This window comes from Noviherbaspirillum aerium (genome assembly GCF_008929045.1).
GTDB classification, from domain to species: domain Bacteria; phylum Pseudomonadota; class Gammaproteobacteria; order Burkholderiales; family Burkholderiaceae_D; genus Noviherbaspirillum; species Noviherbaspirillum aerium.
In genome coordinates this window covers 46,007-66,133 of record NZ_VFAH01000021.1, presented here as the reverse complement: position 1 = coordinate 66,133, position 20,127 = coordinate 46,007, and the positions used below count along the sequence as shown (strand labels likewise).

The 20,127-nt window shown below is 60.5% G+C and carries 13 protein-coding genes and 4 pseudogenes; 10 read left to right on the top strand and 7 right to left on the bottom strand.

What is annotated here, in order from left to right; all coding sequences use genetic code 11:
* The first annotated feature begins 2 nt into the window (after window positions 1-2).
* The 5 genes and pseudogenes from FH061_RS23135 (at window position 3) to FH061_RS23115 (ending at window position 6,249) form a co-directional block, all read left to right on the top strand.
* Entirely contained in the window at window positions 3-2,027 is a 2,025-nt protein-coding gene (locus FH061_RS23135; protein WP_151638199.1) for an acetyl/propionyl/methylcrotonyl-CoA carboxylase subunit alpha, read from the top strand.
* 1 nt (window position 2,028) lies between these two features.
* The gene (locus tag FH061_RS23130; protein WP_151638198.1) at window positions 2,029-3,240 is read left to right on the top strand and encodes a phenylacetate--CoA ligase family protein; all 1,212 of its coding nucleotides are present in this window, start codon (window positions 2,029-2,031) and stop codon (window positions 3,238-3,240) included.
* A gap of 114 nt (window positions 3,241-3,354) precedes the next feature.
* A pseudogene (locus tag FH061_RS23125) lies at window positions 3,355-4,226 on the top strand (SDR family oxidoreductase).
* An 11-nt stretch (window positions 4,227-4,237) separates the two neighbouring features.
* Window positions 4,238-4,930, top strand: coding sequence for a transglutaminase-like domain-containing protein (locus tag FH061_RS23120; RefSeq protein ID WP_151638197.1), 693 nt, complete (start codon window positions 4,238-4,240; stop codon window positions 4,928-4,930).
* 366 nt (window positions 4,931-5,296) lie between these two features.
* Window positions 5,297-6,249 (top strand): annotated as a pseudogene (locus FH061_RS23115) (transposase).
* 41 nt (window positions 6,250-6,290) lie between these two features.
* On the opposite strand, the pseudogene FH061_RS23110 reads toward FH061_RS23115, so the two are convergent.
* Both FH061_RS23110 and FH061_RS23105 read right to left on the bottom strand, forming a co-directional pair.
* Window positions 6,291-7,029: pseudogene (locus FH061_RS23110) on the bottom strand (IS6 family transposase).
* Entirely contained in the window at window positions 7,026-8,096 is a 1,071-nt protein-coding gene (locus tag FH061_RS23105) for an AraC family transcriptional regulator (RefSeq protein WP_151638195.1), read from the bottom strand. Before FH061_RS23105 ends, FH061_RS23110 begins: the two are co-directional and overlap by 4 nt.
* 265 nt (window positions 8,097-8,361) lie before the next feature.
* Between FH061_RS23105 and FH061_RS23100 the strand changes: the two genes are divergently transcribed.
* The 4 genes from FH061_RS23100 to FH061_RS23085 are packed head-to-tail and all read left to right on the top strand — an operon-like array spanning window position 8,362 to window position 14,027.
* Complete coding sequence (locus tag FH061_RS23100) at window positions 8,362-9,498, top strand: acyl-CoA dehydrogenase family protein (RefSeq protein WP_151638194.1); 1,137 nt, start codon at window positions 8,362-8,364, stop codon at window positions 9,496-9,498.
* Between the two features lie 46 nt (window positions 9,499-9,544).
* Window positions 9,545-10,750: an acetyl-CoA C-acetyltransferase gene (locus FH061_RS23095; protein WP_151638193.1), complete on the top strand. Its 1,206-nt coding sequence runs from the start codon at window positions 9,545-9,547 to the stop codon at window positions 10,748-10,750.
* 10 nt (window positions 10,751-10,760) lie between these two features.
* Complete coding sequence (locus tag FH061_RS23090) at window positions 10,761-12,881, top strand: 3-hydroxyacyl-CoA dehydrogenase NAD-binding domain-containing protein (RefSeq protein WP_151638192.1); 2,121 nt, start codon at window positions 10,761-10,763, stop codon at window positions 12,879-12,881.
* A 57-nt stretch (window positions 12,882-12,938) separates the two neighbouring features.
* Window positions 12,939-14,027: a CaiB/BaiF CoA transferase family protein gene (locus FH061_RS23085; protein WP_151638191.1), complete on the top strand. Its 1,089-nt coding sequence runs from the start codon at window positions 12,939-12,941 to the stop codon at window positions 14,025-14,027.
* 262 nt (window positions 14,028-14,289) lie between these two features.
* On the opposite strand, the gene tnpC is transcribed toward FH061_RS23085, so the two are convergent.
* Entirely contained in the window at window positions 14,290-15,258 is a 969-nt protein-coding gene (tnpC, locus tag FH061_RS23075; protein WP_192805213.1) for an IS66 family transposase, read from the bottom strand.
* Between tnpC and FH061_RS23070 the strand changes: the two genes are divergently transcribed.
* A complete protein-coding gene (locus FH061_RS23070) occupies window positions 15,243-16,403 on the top strand; it encodes an IS30 family transposase (RefSeq protein WP_151638189.1) in 1,161 nt (386 codons plus the stop codon). The genes tnpC and FH061_RS23070 overlap by 16 nt on opposite strands.
* Here the strand turns inward: FH061_RS23070 and FH061_RS23065 are convergent.
* From FH061_RS23065 to FH061_RS23050, 4 genes and pseudogenes are all read right to left on the bottom strand, one after another.
* Window positions 16,323-16,961 (bottom strand): DUF6444 domain-containing protein, encoded by a 639-nt coding sequence (locus FH061_RS23065; RefSeq protein WP_151638188.1) that lies wholly within the window; start codon window positions 16,959-16,961, stop codon window positions 16,323-16,325. The two genes, FH061_RS23070 and FH061_RS23065, sit on opposite strands and share 81 nt — an antisense overlap.
* A 58-nt stretch (window positions 16,962-17,019) precedes the next feature.
* Window positions 17,020-18,247, bottom strand: a pseudogene (locus FH061_RS23060) (IS701 family transposase).
* A gap of 88 nt (window positions 18,248-18,335) precedes the next feature.
* Window positions 18,336-19,144, bottom strand: a protein-coding gene (locus FH061_RS23055) for an IS5 family transposase (protein ID WP_151638187.1) whose coding sequence is annotated in 2 segments (ribosomal slippage) — window positions 18,336-18,799 and window positions 18,799-19,144 — 810 coding nt in all. Because the reading frame shifts where the segments join, the coding sequence is not laid out codon by codon here.
* Window positions 19,145-19,226: 82 nt separating this feature from the next.
* Complete coding sequence (locus FH061_RS23050) at window positions 19,227-20,126, bottom strand: LysR family transcriptional regulator (RefSeq protein WP_151638186.1); 900 nt, start codon at window positions 20,124-20,126, stop codon at window positions 19,227-19,229.
* Window position 20,127 lies beyond the last annotated feature (1 nt).

The following is a 20,127-nucleotide window of genomic DNA, read 5'->3' as shown; positions in this document are numbered from 1 at the left end:
TCATGCAACGGATCCAGAAAGTCCTCATTGCCAACCGCGGCGAGATTGCCTGCCGTATCGCGCGCACCTGTCGCCGCCTCGGTATCCGTATTGCCACGGTACATTCCAGCGCCGACCGCTGGGCACGTCATGTACGTGAGGTTGGCGAATCAATCGAGCTTGGCGGACCTGCGCCGGCCGACAGCTATCTGAATATCACGGCAATCATCGATGCCGCCAGACGCGTGGGCGCCGACGCAGTCCATCCTGGCTACGGCTTCGTCTCCGAAAACCCAGATTTCGCCCGCGCACTGGAAGAGGCCGGCCTGATCTTCATCGGTCCGTCGGCCGAAACCATCGAGCGCCTGGGGGGCAAAGCCAGTGCCAAGCGCGAAGCTGCCCGCTTGGGGGTGCCGGTCGTGCCAGGCAGCGAAGGCGGGTTGCGCGATCCAAAAGCCGTCAGCCATCTGGTGCGGGAGATGACACTGCCGGTACTGCTCAAGGCAGTGGCCGGGGGCGGCGGGCGCGGCATGGCGGTGTTGGATTCGCTCGATGATCTCGAGGCGCGCACCGAAAGCGCCATGCGAGAGGCAGAGAAGGCGTTTGGAAACGGCGAGCTGATCGTCGAACGCTACCTGCCAAAGGTGCGGCACATTGAAGTGCAGATTGCCGGCGATGGCCATGGGCAGGCCATTCACCTGTTCGAACGCGAATGCTCGCTGCAGCGGCGCCACCAGAAGGTCATCGAAGAGGCACCGTCGGCAGGCTTGCCGGCCGGGTTGCGCCAGGCCCTGCTCGACGATGCAGTCCGGCTGGCTGCCGGGCTGCATTACCGTGGGCTGGGCACCGTGGAGTTCATCGTATCAGGCGACCAGTATTTCTTCCTGGAGGTCAATCCACGCCTGCAAGTCGAACATCCGGTGACGGAAGAAGTGACAGGCCTGGACCTGGTCGAATTGCAGCTGCGCATTGCCGACGAAGGGCGCTTGCCGCTGGATCAACGGGATGTGCGATTGCAAGGCCATGCGATGGAGGCGCGACTTTGTGCCGAAGATCCCGATGCCGGGTTCCTCCCGGCCACCGGGCGCATCACGCTGGCCAGTTTCCCCGGCACGCCGATCCGGGTGGAAAGCGGTGTCGAGAGCGGTGACGAGATTTCGCCCTACTACGACTCGATGATCGCCAAGCTGATCGCGCGCGCAGACGACCGTGAACAAGCTATCGCGGCACTGCTCTGTGGGTTGCGGGAGACGACTGTAGTGGGCCTGACCACGAATCTCAGTTTGCTTCAGCAGTTGCTGTGCCTGGATGAAACGCGCGACAGTACTTTCCATACGCGTCTGATCGACGAACGCTGGAGCGGTGAAGGCAGCGCGCCGGCAAGGCAGGAACCGCCGCCCGAACACCTGTGCGCGGCAGCCTTGCTGTGCCTGATGCGCAGCCGTGCGCAGGCCCGTCTGGGATGCTGGTCGCAATGGGGCGGCTTCACTGGATGGCGGCTGTCGGCCGGCGAGCATACGGCAACGGCAATGCCGGCCATCGTCCTGCAGAACCCGAACGGAAAATGGCCGATGCGTTACTCGCGGCTGGACGCGGATGGTTCGCTGCTGGTTGCTTATACGGGTAAAACAGGCGCTGAGCACCGACTGCGGGCGACGTTGCGTGAAACCGGCACCAACCGTTATCTGCTCCAGTGCGAGGGACGCAGCCTGGAACTGACCATGGTCTGGAATCAACACCGGGTCGAGCTTTCCAGCCCGCTGGGTACCGGCTCCTTCGAGCATGCGCCTTATCTGGAAGGCGTCGCTGCCGATGCGCAATCGACCGGCCAATTGGCCGCACCGATGATGGGCAGGGTGGTGGCGGTCAAGGCAGAGCCGGGCGACCGGGTGACGCAGGGGCAGGTCGTGCTCGTACTCGAGTCGATGAAAATGGAGTTACGGGTCACCGCGCCGTACGACGGCGTGGTGAGCGAGTTGCGTTGCAAGCCCGGGGACATGGTCGAACGCAGCGCAGTGCTGGCCGTAATCATGGCCCAGGGAGAATAGGATGACTGACCTGATTGCCCAGGTACGACGCCTCCTGGAGAGGCTACCCGCCGACAGCGAAGTGGCAAAGCGGATGCAGCGGGCAGGAATACAACCCGCCGATATCAATGCTTTGGACGATCTGGCGCGCATACCGATCTTGAAAAAAGAAGATCTGCCGTTATTGCAGCGCCAGGAGAGCGCGCTCGCGCGGGCCTTGCCCTTCGGCGGTCTGGCCAGCGCATCCCGCGTTTTCTATTCGCCGGCGGGCATCTTCGATTTCGAAGCCCGACAGGGCCGGCACTGGCGTGCGGACCAAGCGGTGCGGGCTGCGCGGATTGGAGCGGGCGACATTCTGCTCAACACGTTTTCCTATCATATGACGCCGGCGGCCAGGATGTTCGAAGACAGCGCGATCGCAGCTGGGGCGGTCGTCGTGCCGTCCGGCCCGGGACAAATCCCCATCCAGCTCGACATCATGCGGCGGCTGGGGGTGACTGCCTTTGTCGGGTTGCCGAGTTTCCTGAACATGCTGATCGATGCCGCCATTGCGCAAGGTCTTGACTGGAAGAAGGAGTTCAGGCTGACCCGGGCGATCGTCGGCGCCGAGCCGATATCGGTCTCCGCACGCCGCCGCTTCGAGCAGGATTTCGGCATCGAACTGTTCACCGTCTACGGCACCGCCGACCTGGGCATCGTCGGCTACGAATGCGAATCGCACGATGGCTGGCATGTCGACGATGACCTCATTGTCCAGATCTGCGAGCCGGACAGCGGGATCCCACTCGGAAACGCCGAGATCGGCGAGGTGGTAGCCACGCTGGCTCGCGAATTCTATCCGCTGGTGCGCTTTGCCACCGGCGATCTGTCGCGCATCGAATCCGCACGCTGTGCCTGCGGGCGGCCCGGCATTCGCCTCATGGGTGTGCTGGGCCGGACCAATCAGACAGTGAAGGTGCGCGGCATGTTCGTCTATCCCGCGTTCGCGCAGCAGATCGCGCAGGCCCACGACTGGGTCGCATCGGTGCGGATCCGGGTTGAGCGCGAAGGAGAAAGCGATCGCATGCGCGTGCTGGTGCTGCCAAAGGCCGGCGCAGCCGTACCCGCCGACCTGTCCACGCTGGAAGAGTCGGTGCGCGGCGTCACCAAGCTGCGCGGCAACGTCGAGGTGGTGGAGGAGGCTATCTTTCGCCAGAGCGACAAAGTGATCGAGGATGTCAGAAAATGGGATTGAAGAGAGGATGGAAGTCGGCGACTGGTAAAAGCGTTGCTCGGGCAGCAGGCCACGATGGGCCACGCGCAAGAATCCTGCGCAGATGAGCGGCACACAGGCAGCAAGGAGATCAAAATGAGTTGCCGATCGGTGTTCCGCCCGCACCTGTTCCGAAACCAGACCATCATCGTGACCGGCGGCGGCAGCGGGATCGGGCGCTGCACCGCCCACGAACTGGTTAGCCTTGGCGCAACGGTGGCCATCATCGGCAGGAATCCCGGCAAGCTCGCAAGCGTGCAGGCCGAAGTCGCCGACGCTGGAGGCCAATGCAGCATCCATGCCTGCGATATCCGCGACGAGGCGGCCGTGAAGGCAAGCGTCCGGGCGATCCTCGATGCGCATGGCGCCATCCACGGTTTGGTGAATAACGCCGGCGGGCAGTTTCCGGCGCCATTGAAGAATATCTCCTTTAATGGATGGGAGGCAGTGGTACGCAACAATCTGACCGGTGGCTTCCTGTTCGCGCGCGAATGCTATAACCAGTGGATGGAGGCGCACGGCGGGGCAATCGTCAATATCATTGCCGACATCTGGGGCGGCATGCCAACCATAGGACATAGCGGCGCGGCCCGCGCCGGCATGCTGCCGTTCACCGAAACGGCGGCCTGCGAATGGGCGCATTCCGGCGTGCGGATCAACGCGGTGGCGCCCGGCTTCATCGCCAGCAGCGGCTTTGACACTATAGCCCGGAAATGCAGGCCGAGCTGCATTCCTACCGGGACAAGGTTCCGCTGCATCGCTTTGGCACCGAATCGGAAACTTCCGCGGCAATTGTTTTCCTGTTGTCTGAAGCGGCGGCGTTCATTACCGGCTCCTGCCTGCGCGTGGACGGTGGCGCGCCCAATGCGCGCCCGGCCTGGAAACTCGTGCCGCATGACCGCTCCCGTCCCTACAATGGCTTTCCGCTGTATGTCACGCCGAAATGTCTGTCGGAACCGAATTCTTGAGAAGGAACACCATGAATAAGCAGCCTCAATCGCAGCCTGTCGAGGCCGAATACCTGCAGCCAGGCCGATTCGTCGACAGCAACCATCCTGCAATTATCGATTTTGCTCGACAACACGGAACGGGGCATGACTCGCAGTCCGGTCAGGCGATCGCCCTGTATTACGCGGTGCGCGACGGTTTTCTGTATGACCCCTACCGCATCGATCATTCGGAAGCCGGTTTCAAGGCGAGCCGGTGTCTGGAGTCCGGACGCGGCTTCTGCATCACCAAGGCTGCGCTGCTGGCGGCGGTGGCCCGCGCGGCTGGCATACCGGCGCGCCTGGGGTTTGCCGACGTGCGTAACCATATGACCAGCGCGCGCCTGAAGGAAGCGATGAAGACCGATGTGTTCGCATTCCATGGCTATACCGATCTCTATCTGGACGGCCGCTGGGTCAAGGCGACGCCGGCATTCAACCTGACGCTGTGCCAGAAGGTGGGCATCCTGCCACTGGAATTCGACGGCCGCAACGACTCAATCTTCCACCCGCTGGACGCCTCCGGTCGCCGACACATGGAGTATGTCCGCGGGCGCGGCGTGTTCGCGGACGTGCCGCGAGACGACATCCTGGCCGCCTGGGCCGAGCTCTACCCGCGCGCCTTCATCGATGACGACGGCGCAGGCGGCGCCGATTTTCAGCAGGAAGCCCGGACCGACAACTGATGGCAAGGCGCCGCGGCATAGATCAAGAACCGCCGCCTCTCTTTCCGCCGACATATCCGTGCGTGCGTTTTCGCTCATCCGGCATGCCCGGAATGGACTGACAGCGTTGCGTTTTCGAGCCCTATCTAAACCAAAAGATAAAGCTGGGAACGACGAGATTCCTAGCAATGGGAGTAGTGAAAGAAGTGAAGCACATGACGAAGAGCGAACTGGAAAATGTCATTCACAGTTGCCTGGCGAAGTGGAACGCGCGTCACGATTCCAGGAATGACCTGGACGACAAGCGACACTGTCAACTTACTCATTGATCAGTAAATAAGTCGACATGTAGGGGAATCTAAAGTTTCAGGTGTTGTCAGATTTTGCATGAAGAAAGATGGACGCAAACTGGATCGCAAGGCGCAGGAAGCGATACGGCTGATAGCGGTACAGCGGGCGCGCGAAGGCGAAAGTGTGAGCGCGGTGATTGTCAGCTATGGCATGAATCGCACCACGATTCATAAATGGCTCAAGCAGGCCAACGGCCGGGGAGCGGGGATGCGTCGGCTGCAGGCGCGCAAGGCAACGGGCCGACCACGTACCCTGACTGTGCGTCAGGAGCGACGAGTTTTCCGCTGGATCAATGGCAACAATCCGATGCAGTACGGCTTGGACTTCGGCCTGTGGACACGGCAGATTGTGCGGGACCTGGTGCAGCGGGATTTGGCCACAGGCTGAGCCTGGCATCGATTGGGGCGCTGCTCGCGTGGCTGAACCTGACCCCGCAAAAGCTGCTGCAGCGTGCCTACCAACGCGATCCCGAGGCAATCGAACGCTGGCAGCGCGACACCTATCCGGCCATTGCGCGGCGCGCAAAGGCAGAACGGGCCGACATCTACTTCTGGGATGAATCCGGCTTTCGTGCCGATGCGGTGCAAGGCACGACCTGGGGCGCATTCTGGTTTACCACCTATGAAGGCGGCTTGACGGGAGAGTCGTTTGTGGCCTTGCTCGAGAGGTTGATGCATCGGCGCAAAAAGCCACTGCATCTGATTCTCGATTCGCTGCCAGCGCATAAGACGGCTGCCGTCAAAGACTATGTCGCGAGCAAGAAAGGCAAACTGACACTGCATTATTTGCCGGGCTACGCGTCGGACCTGAATCCGGACGAACTGGTATGGAGCCATGCCAAGCGCACCGGTGTCGCACGCCGGGCCCTGCAAGCTGGGGAAAGACTCGAACAGCGCGTGACTGCCCAGCTCACCGATATTGCAAACAGGCCGTCGCTTGTACGCTCGTTCTTCAAGCACCCAAGTGTCGCCTATATTTCTGACTCATGAGTAACGTCGCGGAACCGGAGTGAGGGCTGGTCGACCGGTGCTCATCCTGCGGTGGGCGGATTTTGGGTGGCTCCGGTGATGTGGTTCCAGGCAGCGAAGCGTCTGGTCAGCTGAGTGCGATGTTGCGCGGCGCCCAGATGCTCACGCCTGATCGCAAAATGCTGCCGGATCGGTCCGAAGCTGGACAAGAATTGCTGGGTACGCCCAAGTGAGCCGAAGCCCTTCATACGCCACTCTCGTTCCCGCGTCGGCTGATGGCTATGCCGGCCCGGTCGTTGACTCGTGCCGCTGCTTTCACAAATACATGCTTGACGTTGGCGAGGTCCGGTATTTCGGCTTTCGCGGCTGGATAGTTGCGCAACTGGTCGGTGATAATCTTGCGCGGCCCATTCAGATACTGAGCCAGCAGCCGCTGGAAGAAGCGCTGGCAGCCGCAGTGTCACGGCGTTTTTGTAGCAGGATGTCGAGCTCGGCACCATGCTGATCGACAGCGTGCCACAGCAGGTAAGGTTCACCAACGACATTGACGAAGACTTCGTCCAGATGCCAGGTCGTACCGGGCACCGGCCGCGCCTGCTTGACGCGCTGGACGAACTGCTTGCCGAACTTGTCACACCACCGGCAGATCGTCTTATAGCTGACCACCTCGCCACGCTCCAGAAGTAGCTCTTCGATGTCCCGCAGGCTGAGCTGGAAACGGAAATACCGGCGCACAGCACAACTGATGACAGTACCAGGAACCCGGCGGCGATGGTAAAGGGCAGTGGGTATCTTCTTCAACCAACTTTACCAGCGTCCATCATTAACGTGACAGTGCCTTTTTCTGCCCTTTGCGGTTGAGCGCGCTTGCGATATTCGCCCGGTGAAAGGCCGGTCCATTGTGCAAACGCCCGCTGAAACGTCGATTGATCCGAAAAGCCGAGATGGGTCGCTATTTGCTTGAGCGGAGTTCCCCCACGGATCAGAAAACGAAGCGCCATATCGCGACGCAAATCATCCTTGATGCGCTGAAAGCCTGCCCCTGCGGCTTCGAGCTTGCGATGCAAGGTGCGCGGCGACACGGCGAGACGTTCGGCGACCTGCGGCAGTGACAAGAGCGAGGGCAAGGCTTGCTGAAGCACGCGCCTGACTTCAGAGGCAAGAGAGTCACCCACCAGCAAGGTCTCGATAAGGCTGCCGGGCGTCCGCCGAATGTACCTGGGTATTTCTTCGGCGTTGCGGATGATATGGAGACTGTTGACTCGCTCCGGGAACCGCAAGGCGGCGTGTGGCTGATTGAATCGTATCGGCCCCGCCAGCAAGGCCCGCATTTCGGGCCGATGGCGGGGAGCCGGGCAGGGAAAGTCGGCGAGGACGAGGGGCAACCGCTGTCCGACGAGCCAGGACAGGATTGCGTAGATCGTCAGCAGGGATATTTCATAAGCGAGTAGGCTTTTTTCAAGATCTCTCCGGCGCTCCCGGAACGTGATTTGCAGCTCCCCGCCCCCAGCGACACAATCCACTTTGAAGTCGCGAAGCACTGTATTGCATCCCTTGGCGATGACCTGCACGCAGTCGGCAAAGGTCGACGTGGTAGCACCGATACGGCAGAGCGTCTCTAGCGCCCCTGGCCGCGTCGGTTCGCCATGAAGGCCGAGATGCTCGTCCTCCAGTGCGCCGACGATACCGGCGTAGAGCTTGGAAAACTGTTTAAGGCTCAGACGGACTCTTGGACTGTCAAGCAGGCTGCGGTCGATCGCGGCTCGGCTCAAGAGTTCGTCGGGCGCTATTCCCCGCGCCGTTACCGCATCGATCAGACGGCGAGCGCTGCGCATTGGGACCGTCATCGCACTTGATTTGGCTGGCATGGCATTTTTCGCAATAACAATGGCAGCTTACGCTATCACATTTTCAGAGCCGACAGGAGAGAATGCCCGTTGCTTCAATGATTTGAAGTCGCCCAAAACCCCGCAGAAAGGGGAGTGAAGCGGCGCGCGACGTAGGCAGATTCCGCAATAAATAATCGAGAATGGCGTTTCTAGTTTGCAATGGTTGCGGATATCCATGAAGTACATGGCTGGATGCGCTCCTGCTGCAGCGCCCTTTTCTCGATAACACGACAGGAGACATTGCATGATTCCCCGCACGCTATTTGCCGAAGAACATGAGATGCTGCGCGAGGCCGCGCGCCGGTTCATGGAAACCGAGGTTGCACCACATAACGAACGCTGGGAAGAGCAGGGTTATGTCGACCGCAAGGTCTGGCTCAAGGCCGGCGCAGCCGGCTTCCTGTGCGCCAGCATGCCGGAGCAGTACGGTGGCGCCGGCGGTGACAAGCTGTACAGCGTGGTGCTGATGGAAGAGCAGGCACGCATCGGCTGTACCGGCCTCGGTTTCGGCCTGCACTCGGAAATCGTCGCCCCCTACATCGAGCATTACGGCAGCGAATATCTGAAATCGACCTATCTGCCGAAAATGGCCACCGGCGAGATGATCGGTGCAATCGCGATGACCGAACCGGGCGCCGGCTCCGATTTGCAAGGCGTCAAGACAACCGCCGTGCGCGATGGCGGCCACTATCTCCTGAACGGCTCCAAGACCTTCATCACCAATGGCTGGCACGCCGACCTCGTAATCGTGGTCGCCAAGACGGATCCCGAAGCCGGTTCGAAAGGCATCAGCCTGTTCGTGGTCGACACCTCGATGCCGGGCTTCTCCAAGGGCAAGCGCCTGAAAAAAGCCGGCTTGAAGGCGCAGGATACGTCCGAACTGTTCTTCGACAACGTGCGTGTACCTGCGGCCAACCTGCTCGGCGAAGAAGGGCACGGTTTCAAATACCTGATGCAGGAACTGCCGTGGGAGCGTCTGCAGATTTCGGTCACCTCGATCGCCAGCGTCGAAGCCGGCCTCGAATGGACGCTCGCGTACACACGCGACCGCAAGGCGTTCAAGCGCCCAATCGGCGAATTCCAGACCGTCGCCCACGCGCTCGCGGAAATCCGCACCGACCTGGAACTGGGGCGCGTATTCGTCGATCGATGCCTGCAACTGCTGATGGAAGGCAAGCTCGACGCGGCGACCGCGTCGATGGCCAAGTATTGGACCACCGAGATGCAATTCCGCACGCTCGATCGCTGTGTGCAACTGCATGGCGGCTACGGCTTCATGTGGGAATACCCGATCACCCGCGCCTGGGCCGATTCACGCGTGCAGCGCATCTATGGCGGCACCAATGAAATCATGAAGGAACTCATCAGCCGCAATCTGTAATCACGTTCTCCCGCTTGCTGGGGAGGGAAGTCAATTAGGAGAGCAAATGGAAGCCTATATCTACGATGCCGTCCGCACCCCGCGCGGCAAGGGCAAGAAAGACGGGGCGCTGCATGGCGTAACGCCCCTGCGGCTGGCCGAAACCGCATTGCGGGCGCTCGGCACGCGTAACCACCTCGACACCGGATTGATCGACGATGTCGTGCTCGGTTGCGTCGAGCCGGTCGGCGAGCAAGGCGCGTGCATCGGCCGTATCGCAGCGCTGGCCGCCGACTACGCCGAGAGCGTGGCCGGTGTCCAGATCAACCGCTTCTGCGCTTCCGGCCTGGAAGCCTGCAACATGGCGGCCGCACAAGTGATGTCGGGCCAGTCCGACTTGGTGGTCGGTGGCGGCGTCGAAGCGATGTCGCGCGTGCCGATGGGCTCGTCCGGCGGCGCCTGGCCGGTCGATCCACAGAGCGCATTCAGGCGCTATTTCGTGCCGCAAGGGGTGTCGGCCGATGCCATCGCGACCATCTGGGGCTACAGTCGCCGCGACGTCGATGCGTATGCGGTCGAAAGCCAGCAGCGCGCGCAGCGCGCGTGGGACGCCGGCCACTTCGCGAAGACCGTGGTGCCGGTGGCCGACCGCAACGGCCTGACCATCCTCGACCGCGACGAACTGATACGCCCGGAGACCACCATCGAGTCGCTCGGCCAGTTGAAAGCTTCGTTCGCCGATATGGGCGAGCAGTTCGGTTTCGACGCCGTAATCAAGCAGCGTTATCCGCAGATTGAGCAGGTGCAACATGTGCACCACGCCGGCAACAGCTCGGGCATCGTCGACGGCGCCGCTGCTGTCCTGATCGGAAACCGTGCCGTCGCTGAACGTACAGGTCTCAAGCCGCGTGCGCGCATCCGCTCGTTCGCGTCGATCGGTTCGGAACCGTCGATCATGCTGACCGGTCCCAGCTACGCCGCCGAAAAGGCCATGAAGCGCGCCGGCATGTCGGTCGCTGATATCGACCTGTGGGAACTGAACGAAGCCTTCGCGGCGGTAGTGCTGCGCTTCATGGAGGCGCTGTCCGTCTCGCACGACAGGATCAACGTCAACGGCGGCGCGATCGCGATGGGCCATCCGCTCGGCGCAACCGGTGCGATGATCCTCGGCATCCTGCTCGACGAAATGGAAAGGCGCAACGTCTCCACCGGCCTGGCCACCTTGTGCGTAGGCGCCGGCATGGGCACCGCCACCATCATCGAACGTATTTGAAAGGTTAGACATGATCGACTTCACGCTCGACCAACAAGGCATCGCCACGCTGACCTGGAACATGTCTGGCCGCAGCCAGAACGTATTGAACGGCGAAAGCTGCGACGCACTGTTCGCCGCGCTCGGGCGCGCGGTGGCCGACGCCGCAGTCAAGGGTATCCTGATGACTTCCGGCAAACCCGACTTTATCGCCGGAGGCGATCTCGAATGGCTGCTGTCGGCCGATGAAGCCGGCGAACTGTTCAACCGCGTAATGCGCCTGAACCGCGCGCTGCGTCAGCTTGAAACCTGCGGCAAGCCGGTCGCGATGGCACTGCCTGGCACGACTTTGGGCGGCGGCCTCGAAGTGGCACTGACCGGCCATTACCGCGTCGCCGCTGACAATCCGAAAGCGCGCTTTGGTCTGCCCGAAGTCACGCTCGGTCTCTTGCCGGGAGGCGGCGGCACACAACGCCTGCCGCGCCTGATCGGCATCCAGAAAGCGCTGCCGCTGTTGCTGGAAGGAAAACGCCTGAAGGTGGCTGATGCGTTGAAGCTCGGTATCATCGACGCGGTAGTCGCGGCTGGAAGCGAAGTGCAGGCAGCGCGCGAATGGCTGCTAGCGCAACAGGAGAAAAAGCTGCAGCCGTGGGACATCAAGGGCTACAAGATTCCCGGCGGCGCGGTTTCGTCGCCGGCGGTGCAGCAAGTTTTCATGGCCGGCAACGCGATGCTGCGTGCCAAGACCTTCGGCAACTATCCGGCACCGCTCAACATCCTGTCCTGCGTGTATGAAGGCCTGATCACCGACATCGACACCGGCTTGCAGACCGAAGCGCGCTATTTCGTGGAAACGGTGATGAGGCCGGAAGCGAAGAACATGATCCGCACACTGTTCTTCAGCATGGGCGAGGCGAACAAACTGGCGGGGCGCCCGGCCGGCGTGCCGGTGCAGCGCTACAACAAGATCGGGGTGCTTGGCGCCGGCATGATGGGCGCGGGCGTGGCCTACGTCGCGGCCAAGGCAGGCCTGCAGGTGGTGCTGATCGACATGACGCAGGAAGCGGCCGAAAAGGGCAAGGCGTATTCGCAGGCGCTGCTCGCCAAACAGGTTGAACGCGGCCAGCTTACGCAAGGCAAGGCGCAGGCCCTGCTCGACCGCATCGTGCCGACTACCGACTACGCGCTGCTGCAAGGCGCCGAGATCGTGATCGAAGCCGTGTTCGAAGATCGCGCAATCAAGGCCGACGTGACGAACAAGAGCGAAGCGGTGATCGCCGCCGACGCGATCTTCGCGTCCAACACCTCGACGTTACCGATCACAGGCCTGGCCGAAGCGAGCGGGCGTCCGGCAAATTTCATCGGCCTGCATTTCTTCTCGCCGGTCGACAAGATGCCGCTGGTCGAAATTATCGTCGGCAAGCAGACTAGCCAGGACACGCTGGCGCGCTCGCTCGACCTGGTCAAGGCACTCGGCATGACGCCTATCGTAGTGAACGACTCGCGTGGCTTTTACACCAGCCGCGTGTTCTCGACCTACGTGCTGGAAGGCCTCACGATGCTCAAGGAAGGTGTCGCGCCGGCCCTGATTGAAAACGCCGGTCTCATGGCCGGCATGCCGGTCGGCCCTCTCGCGCTGACCGACGAAGTGTCGAGCGAGCTGATCTGCAAGATCGACCAGCAGACCCGTGCCGACCTCGGCGCCGCCTACCAGCCGCGCCCTGGCCACGAAGTGGCGGCGCAGATGGTGGAACTCGGCCGCATCGGCAAGAAGGCCGGAACGGGTTACTATGATTATCCGCAGGGCGGCAAGAAGCACCTCTGGCCTGGACTAGGCGAATTGTTTCCGCCAGCGAAGGCGCAGCCCGAGGTGCAGCAGTTGATCGAGCGCCTGGTCACAGTGCAGGCGGTAGAGACCGTACACTGCATGGAAGAGGGTGTGCTCACCACGGCGCGCGATGCCGACGTCGGCGCTATCCTCGCCTGGGGCTTCCCGGTGTTCCGAGGCGGGCCACTCTCATGGGTGCATACCGTTGGCGTCACGCAGTTCGTCGAACAGTGCGAACGTCTGGCGAAACAGTACGGCGAGCGTTTCGCGCCCCCCGCTTTACTGAAAACGATGGCAGAGAAAGACGAGACGTTTTACAAGTAACGACACCCCCTCCTCCCTAAGGAGGAGGCGCCTTATCCGAAAAGCGAAACCATTCCTATGAGCGTACTCAAAGGCGTAAAAATCATTGAGATCGCCGGTATCGGCCCCGGTCCGTTCTGCGGCATGCTGCTGGCCGACCTCGGCGCCGACGTCATCGTCATCGAACGGCCGGGCGGCGGCGACCTGCCGGCGGCAATCACGCGGCGCGGCAAGCGCTCGGTCGCGCTCGACCTGAAATCGCCGGCGTCAATCGACACCGTGCTGCGCTTGATCGAGGGCGCCGACGCGCTGATCGAAGGCATGCGCCCGGGCGTGATGGAGCGCCTGGGCCTCGGGCCCGACGTATGCATGGCGCACAACCCGCGCCTGGTGTACGGCCGCATGACCGGCTGGGGCCAGGACGGGCCGCTGGCGCAGACGGCCGGCCACGACGCCAACTACATCGCGCTGTCGGGTGCGCTCTGGTACGCGAGTGAAGCCGGCCAGCCGCCTGTCGCGCCGCCGACACTGGTTGGCGACCTGGGCGGTGGCGCGCTCTATCTTGCCGTCGGCGTCTTGGCCGGCATCCTGAATGCGCGCAGCGGCGGGCAAGGGCAGGTGGTCGATGCCGCAATCGTCGATGGCTCGGCGCACCTGATGAACCTGATGCTGGACTTGATCGGCGGCGGCCTGGGCAGCGAGAAGCGCGGCACGTCACTGCTGGACGGCCCACACTGGTATACCAGCTACCGCTGTGCCGACGGGCGCGACATCACGGTAGGCGCCCTGGAACCGAAATTCTATCGACTGTTGCTGGAAAAGCTCGGCCTGGAAGACGATCCGCGTTTTGCGAATCAAAACAAGGTATCGCAATGGCCCGAGCAGAAACAGCAACTGGCGGCACTGTTTGCGACTCGGCCGCGCGATGCATGGTGTGCGCTGCTCGAAGGCAGCGACGCCTGCTTTGCGCCGGTGCTGGCGCCGTCGGAGGCGGCTCGTCATCCGCACATCGCCGCGCGCGGCATTTACAGCGTGGAGGACGGGCTGCTGCAGGCACATCCGGCGCCGCGCTTTTCAAACTCACCGGCCGCCGCTGGGCGGCCGATTCCGAAAGTCGGCGAGCATACGGAGCAAGTACTGAAGGAGATCAGGACGCCAAGGCAATAGAACCATATGCAAATTAGTCGGGATGTTAATACTACAGTTGGAGTTTATCCTTAGCGCGTCGGCGATATTGGCAGAGCATAGCAATGGCCTGATGTCGTCGGCGCCAGAAGGACCAAGCAATAATGAACGTCACCGGTGGTGGCATCCGCCATACCAGCTGCCAGAGCAGTTTGCGGATTTCCGGAACAGTCAGTGGGATGAGTACATTCTTAGCTGCTTCCAGTATTTCATCGCTGACTGAGGTTTCTTTTTTTGTAACCGTTCACCCTGCGGCGAAGCTGTCTTGGATTAAGGAAGGAGCAACGCCATCTCCCCAATGTGCTTGAATGGCCTGTGTGAGGAAGGTAAGCGGATTGCGACCTTGCAGCTTGCAACTGCCGACGACCGTCATGATGCGCTCGACATAGTGTGAGCCACGCACCGACTGCGTCCCGAAGCTGATTTTCCGCCAGATCACGAAGCTGCGAAGGGTGCGCTCGGCCAGATTGTTAGTGGGCTCGACTCCCGGTGTATCGACGAAGCTCCACAACGCCTGACGCAGTCGCAGGATGTGCTGGCAAGTACGCGCCGTCTCGGCATGCCGGCCCTGCGCGCCTTGCTGCAACAGCGCCTCGATGCGATGACGCAAGAACCGCATGTGGCAAGTAAACATACTGCGGCTCAAGGTGCCGTCCCGCGCCCAATGCCAGAAGCGGAACATGCGCTGCGTACAGGCGACCAGCTCGTCTCCAATGCGTCCTGACTCCCCACTGCGCTCGGCTATCTTCGTGAAGTCGCGCAGCAGATGCGCCCAACACAGTTGCCGGCGCGCTGTCTCGACCCAGGCATAGGCGCCATAGCGATCCGACACCAGAATGCCGGCAAAGCGCTCGCCCAGTGCCGCCCTGGCCGCTTGCGCACTGCGCGTAGCCGCCGTCTGAAACACGGCTACGGTGCCGGCCACCACCAGCCACAGCCAGTGTCGGCAGCCGCCTTGCTTATGGCCGGTCTCGTCGGCATGTACGACGCCGGCTTGCTGCACATGGACGTGTGCCTGCTGGACGATGTCCTGCAGTGCCGCACCGATCTCGGCTTCGCCTTCGCTGATGGCGCCCACCGACAGCTCGATGCCGAACAAGTCGGCCAGCACGCCTTGTACCTGCCGCTTGCTCAAGGATGGATTCAACCGGTGGATGCAACATACTAAAGACTGCGCAAGCAGAAGGAGTGTTGCATATGAAGCAGAGACCACGGATTTACTACTCGGAAAGCCAGAAGGCAGTGATGTGGGAACACTGGCGGAAGGGCGAGTCGCTCCAGCAGATAGCCCAGTTGTTTAATCGGAACCACTCCTCGATAGAAGGTATTCTGGCAGAGACAGGCGGGATACGTCCGCGACAACGATGCCGTTGTGCACTGGCGCTGACGTTGCCGGAGCGGGAAGAGATATCGCGTGCACTGGCAGCAGGTAATTCAATCCGGTCGATGGCGACCTTGCTAGGGCGAGCGCCATCGACTATCAGTCGTGAGATTAAGCGCAACGGCGGCTATGAATCCTACCGGGCAGCCCAGGCCGAGCAAGCGGCTTGGGATCGAGCACGTCGGCCCAAGACCTGTAGACTAGTGGAGAACCGGCCATTGGCGCACATTGTGGCTGCCAAGCTGCAATTGCTGTGGTCGCCGCAGCAGATTGCCGGATGGCTTAAACATACGTATCCCAACGATGAGCGTCACCGCGTGTCACACGAGACTATCTATCGCAGCCTCTACATTCAGGCCCGTGGTGCGCTGAAGAAGGAACTGCTGGCCCATCTGCGGCGTACACGCGTCATGCGCCGTTCACGCCATTACACCCAGAAGACGCTCAATCACGGCAGAATTCTTGACACAGTATCGATCAGCGAGCGCCCAGCTGCAGTGGAAGATCGAGCGGTTCCTGGACACTGGGAAGGCGACTTGCTGTGCGGTGGCAAGAGTAGCCAGATTGCGACTCTGGTAGAACGGCAGACACGCTATGTCATGCTGGTGAAGGTACCGAGCAAAGATACCGAGACGGTAATCAATGACCTGATCAGGCAGGCCAGAAAGCTACCAGAGCAACTCTACCAATCACTGACTTGGGACCGGGGTAAGGAAATGGCCGGACACAAACGCTTTACGTTGGCAACTGACATACAAGTTTATTTCTGCGACCCTCATCATCCTTGGCAGCGTGGTTCAAATGAGAACACGAACGGATTGTTAAGACAGTATTTCCCTAAAGGTATCGACCTGTCAGGCTACTCGCAGGCGAAACTTAATACGGTAGCGAGGCAGTTAAATGCGCGTCCAAGAAAAACACTCAACTATGAAACGCCCGCTGAACGATTTCACCAATCTGTTGCGTCGATCGGTTGAATTCGCAAAGTGATAGCTGCCGGTAAGGGTGCCGACGGTGGCCAGCAGGCGCGGGCCTGTGACGCGACGGGAAACGCCGGGCGGCAAGCCGGCTTCACAGACTTGGCCGCAGGCGCAGCAGGCACCGGCCAGGAGCCGGTACTCGGTCACCACGGGCCGAATCGGCGGCAGTTCAATGACTTGATGCCGTGCACACAAACCGGTAATGCGCACGGCACCGCCGCAAGTCGGGCACGGGCCGGGCACGCAGTCGTGCGTGTGCGTAATTTGGTCAGGCGGCAGCAAGGCGCGCGCCTTACCGGAATGACCAGGCTGGCCGCCACGCTTCTTGCCGGACGGTGATTTGCCACTGGAAGGCCGCTGTGGATCGGCCGAGGGAGGTGTGGAGGAATTGCGCGAGTTCATGCGCAACCGTTCTTCCAGAATCTGGATGCGCCGGTTCTGGTCTTCAATCTGTTGCGCTTGCGCACGCAACACCAGCCACAGCTCATCGATGAGCGCTTGCGCTTCTTCCAGGGTGCGCGCACGCGGCGCTGGTTGCGACAGGTCGATACTCATGAACGTAAGAATCGCCAAACTGCTTGCGAGTTGTTCGCTTCCTGCACTTACTCACTGTTTATTGCTGCCGCTCAGCGATGTTCTGTGTTGCTCTTGACTTCCGCAAGCTTCGAGCGGGGTGAACGGTAACCTTTTTTTTATAGGCGGGCCGGGGCATTTCCCAGGCATGAAGAACTGTCAAGTAGGCATGTGCTGCCATGGCCAAGGTAATATGCCGATACCATCCATGCCAGCTGCGTACTTCATACTGGTCCAGACCAACTTCGCCTTTAGCGCTTTCAAAGCACTCCTCGACCGCCCAGCGAGATCCCGCTACCTTTACCATTGTTTGCAGATCACAGTCTTTTGGCGTGTAAGCGACGTAGTAAGTGGTTTCCCCGTCGCCGCTGCGGCTTCGACGCAATAACACCCAACGCTGGCCTGGCATCTGCCAACTCAGTACCGGGATTCTGATCCAGTCATACAGTCTTGGCCCCTTTGCACCGTCGCCCGCAGACAGCGTAGTCCATTGTTCCTCCTGCACCCGTGCTGCTAGTGCCGTAACGGTGATTTGACGAAGATCGTTATTCCAGACATGCTGATTCGATGCCACGGCCATCACATAATGCAAATCACTTTGCTCCAGCCATACACGCAGCGCCCGTTAGTTGCCATAGACCTCATCGGCGGTTATCCAGCTAAAGGGCACACCAGCCTGGAGAGCGCGCTCAAGCATCTTGCCCGCTATGACTGGCTTGGTAGCAAAGCTTACGTCATCCGGTATCTTTGCAGCCTTGCACCGGTCTGCGTCGCTCGCCCACTCCTTGGGCAGATAGAGTTCGCGGTCAACCAAGGTATGGCCAAGATCGCTCACGTACGCCATGAACACGCCGATTTGGCAGTTCTCAATTCTGCCTGCGGTGCCGCTGTATTGACGCTGCACACCTGCCGAATGCATACCCTTTTTTAGAAATCCGGTTTCATCGATCACCAGAATGGCATCTTGTTGCCCCAAGTGATCAACGACATAGGAACGCAGATCGTCGCGCACGTCATCAGCACTCCAATGTGCACGATCCAGAAAATGCTGAACGCTGTACGGTGACGGCTGACCGATTGCTTCGGCCAACTGCCAACTGCCAACCGTTCTTCCGTTCGATTGGCTTGAGCAGGCCTTCGAGATACTCCTGGGCACGCTGCTGCATTTCCTTACGCCCAAACCGGGGTGGCAGGCGGTTGACGAGATCGTTCAGTGACTTGTGCCAATCTGATGCGGCACGTACATACTGTCGAGCAGAGTCTTCCATGATGATTACTCCTAGAATCGCTCATCATCCTGAACAATTCTAGGCCTGCCGCCCTAAACATCAAATACGACTGCAGTATTAACAGCGTCTAACAAAATGATTTTTTAAGGATGCGCCAACAAATGATGGCGCATCCTAAGCGAAGGAACGCTTCATGAATCGACGGCAGTCGCTCATAGCGCACCCGCAGACGGCGGAATTGATGCAGCCAGGCGATGGTGCGTTCAACCACCCATCGGGTCTTGCCCAGATTCCTGCCATGCTTGGTACGGCGTCTGGCAATTTGATGCAGGATGCCACGCTGCTCCAGCGCCAGGCGGTGAGCACAACTGTCGTAGGCACGATCAGTCTGAACACATTTGGGCTTTTTCAACGGCCGTCCGCGTTTGCCTCGCATCGGCGGTACACCATCAACCAGCGGCACCAGCTGCGTAACGTCATGCCGGTTGGCCTTGGTCAGAATGACATTGACCGGGATGCCTTGCGCATCGACGAGAAGGTGGTGCTTGCTGCCCTTCTTACGGCGATCGGTTGGGTTCGGTCCAGTTTTTTTCCGCCATGCACGGACCTGACCGACGAACTGTCGGCCACCGCACGGGAGAAATCGATCTTGTCGGCGGCGCGCAGTTTGTCCAGCAGCACACCATGTAGCTTCTTCCATACGCCAGCTTTTTGCCAGGCCCGTAGCCGACGCCGGCAAGTCATGCCCGAGCCGCATCCCATCTCCTGCGGCAGCATTTCCCATGGAATCCCAGACTGCAACAGGAACAGAATGCCAGTCAATACCCGCCAGTCGTCCAGCGGCTTGCGGCCGGGATGGGTCTTGCGCCGTCGTTTGACCGGCAGCAGTGGCTGGACTATTTCCCATAGTTCATCGTCAACCAGTTCACGTGCCATGTTGCCTCACCATCGATACGCTCTACCGAGGCTTATGGCAGCATTTCGTTCATTTTGATAGACTCTGTAATTCAGCGAAGCCCTACATCGGTAATTGAAACTCACGGCAGGCAAGGGTACGGAAGCGCCGTGCAGCAGCACTTTCACGTTGAGGCAAGTAAATCAGGGCAAGGCCGATCTCCGCTGCTGCCGGAAAATCCATAAGTGCCCGGTAGACGATTTTTTCATTGACGAACCGTTGCATCACCGATGGCACAAGTGCAACGCCCAATCCGCTTTCTACAAGAGCGAGCACAGTTTGCACCTGCACCGCTTCTTGCGTGATCCGCGGCAGAAAACCGCCTCGTTGACAGGCAAGCATCACCGCATTGTGCAAACCCGCAGCTTCCGTGCGGGTGTACATAATAAACGATTCATCCGCGAGATCAGCCAGCGAAAGCAATCCTTTCGTTACAAGACGGTTTCCACGAGGTAGGGCGACAATAAACTGATCACGTTCGAGCGGCACCAGCGCTGCGGTTGAACTCCGTAACAATGGCGTACGCACAAGCCCTACGTCTAGCGAATCTTCCTCGACCATCTGGACGATCCGTGCTGAGGTTGCCTCGCGCAGGATTAATTCAACACCGGGATATTCGGTGCGAAACAAAGGTACAAGCTTTTGCAACATACCGAAGGTAGTCGAACCGACAAATCCCACTTGTAGCGTACCGCCGGTCCCATCAGAGGCGCTTTGAGCAATTTGAGCAAACTGGCTGCCATGAAATAACAGCCGCTTCGCCTCTGTCAATGCGGCTTCCCCGCTTGGAGTCAGGCTAACACCATTAGGAGAACGGACAAATAGCTTGGTGCCAAGCTCGGCTTCCAGCTTCTGGATCGAGACTGATAGGGGCGGTTGCGCCATATGCAGCCGTTCTGCCGCACGGCGAAAGTTCAGCGTCTCGGCTAGGACGACAAAATGACGAATTCGGCGCAGGTCCATG

What these genes read in the sequence shown, in the direction of transcription:
- FH061_RS23050 (WP_151638186.1), bottom strand. Translation starts at nt 20,126, where the DNA reads ATGGACCTGCGCCGAATTCGTCATTTTGTCGTCCTAGCCGAGACGCTG.
- FH061_RS23130 (WP_151638198.1), top strand. Translation starts at nt 2,029, where the DNA reads ATGACTGACCTGATTGCCCAGGTACGACGCCTCCTGGAGAGGCTACCC.
- FH061_RS23090 (WP_151638192.1), top strand. Translation starts at nt 10,761, where the DNA reads ATGATCGACTTCACGCTCGACCAACAAGGCATCGCCACGCTGACCTGG.
- FH061_RS23065 (WP_151638188.1), bottom strand. Translation starts at nt 16,961, where the DNA reads ATGAGTATCGACCTGTCGCAACCAGCGCCGCGTGCGCGCACCCTGGAA.
- FH061_RS23070 (WP_151638189.1), top strand. Translation starts at nt 15,243, where the DNA reads ATGAAGCAGAGACCACGGATTTACTACTCGGAAAGCCAGAAGGCAGTG.
- FH061_RS23095 (WP_151638193.1), top strand. Translation starts at nt 9,545, where the DNA reads ATGGAAGCCTATATCTACGATGCCGTCCGCACCCCGCGCGGCAAGGGC.
- FH061_RS23100 (WP_151638194.1), top strand. Translation starts at nt 8,362, where the DNA reads ATGATTCCCCGCACGCTATTTGCCGAAGAACATGAGATGCTGCGCGAG.
- FH061_RS23105 (WP_151638195.1), bottom strand. Translation starts at nt 8,096, where the DNA reads ATGCCAGCCAAATCAAGTGCGATGACGGTCCCAATGCGCAGCGCTCGC.
- FH061_RS23135 (WP_151638199.1), top strand. Translation starts at nt 3, where the DNA reads ATGCAACGGATCCAGAAAGTCCTCATTGCCAACCGCGGCGAGATTGCC.
- FH061_RS23085 (WP_151638191.1), top strand. Translation starts at nt 12,939, where the DNA reads ATGAGCGTACTCAAAGGCGTAAAAATCATTGAGATCGCCGGTATCGGC.
- FH061_RS23120 (WP_151638197.1), top strand. Translation starts at nt 4,238, where the DNA reads ATGAATAAGCAGCCTCAATCGCAGCCTGTCGAGGCCGAATACCTGCAG.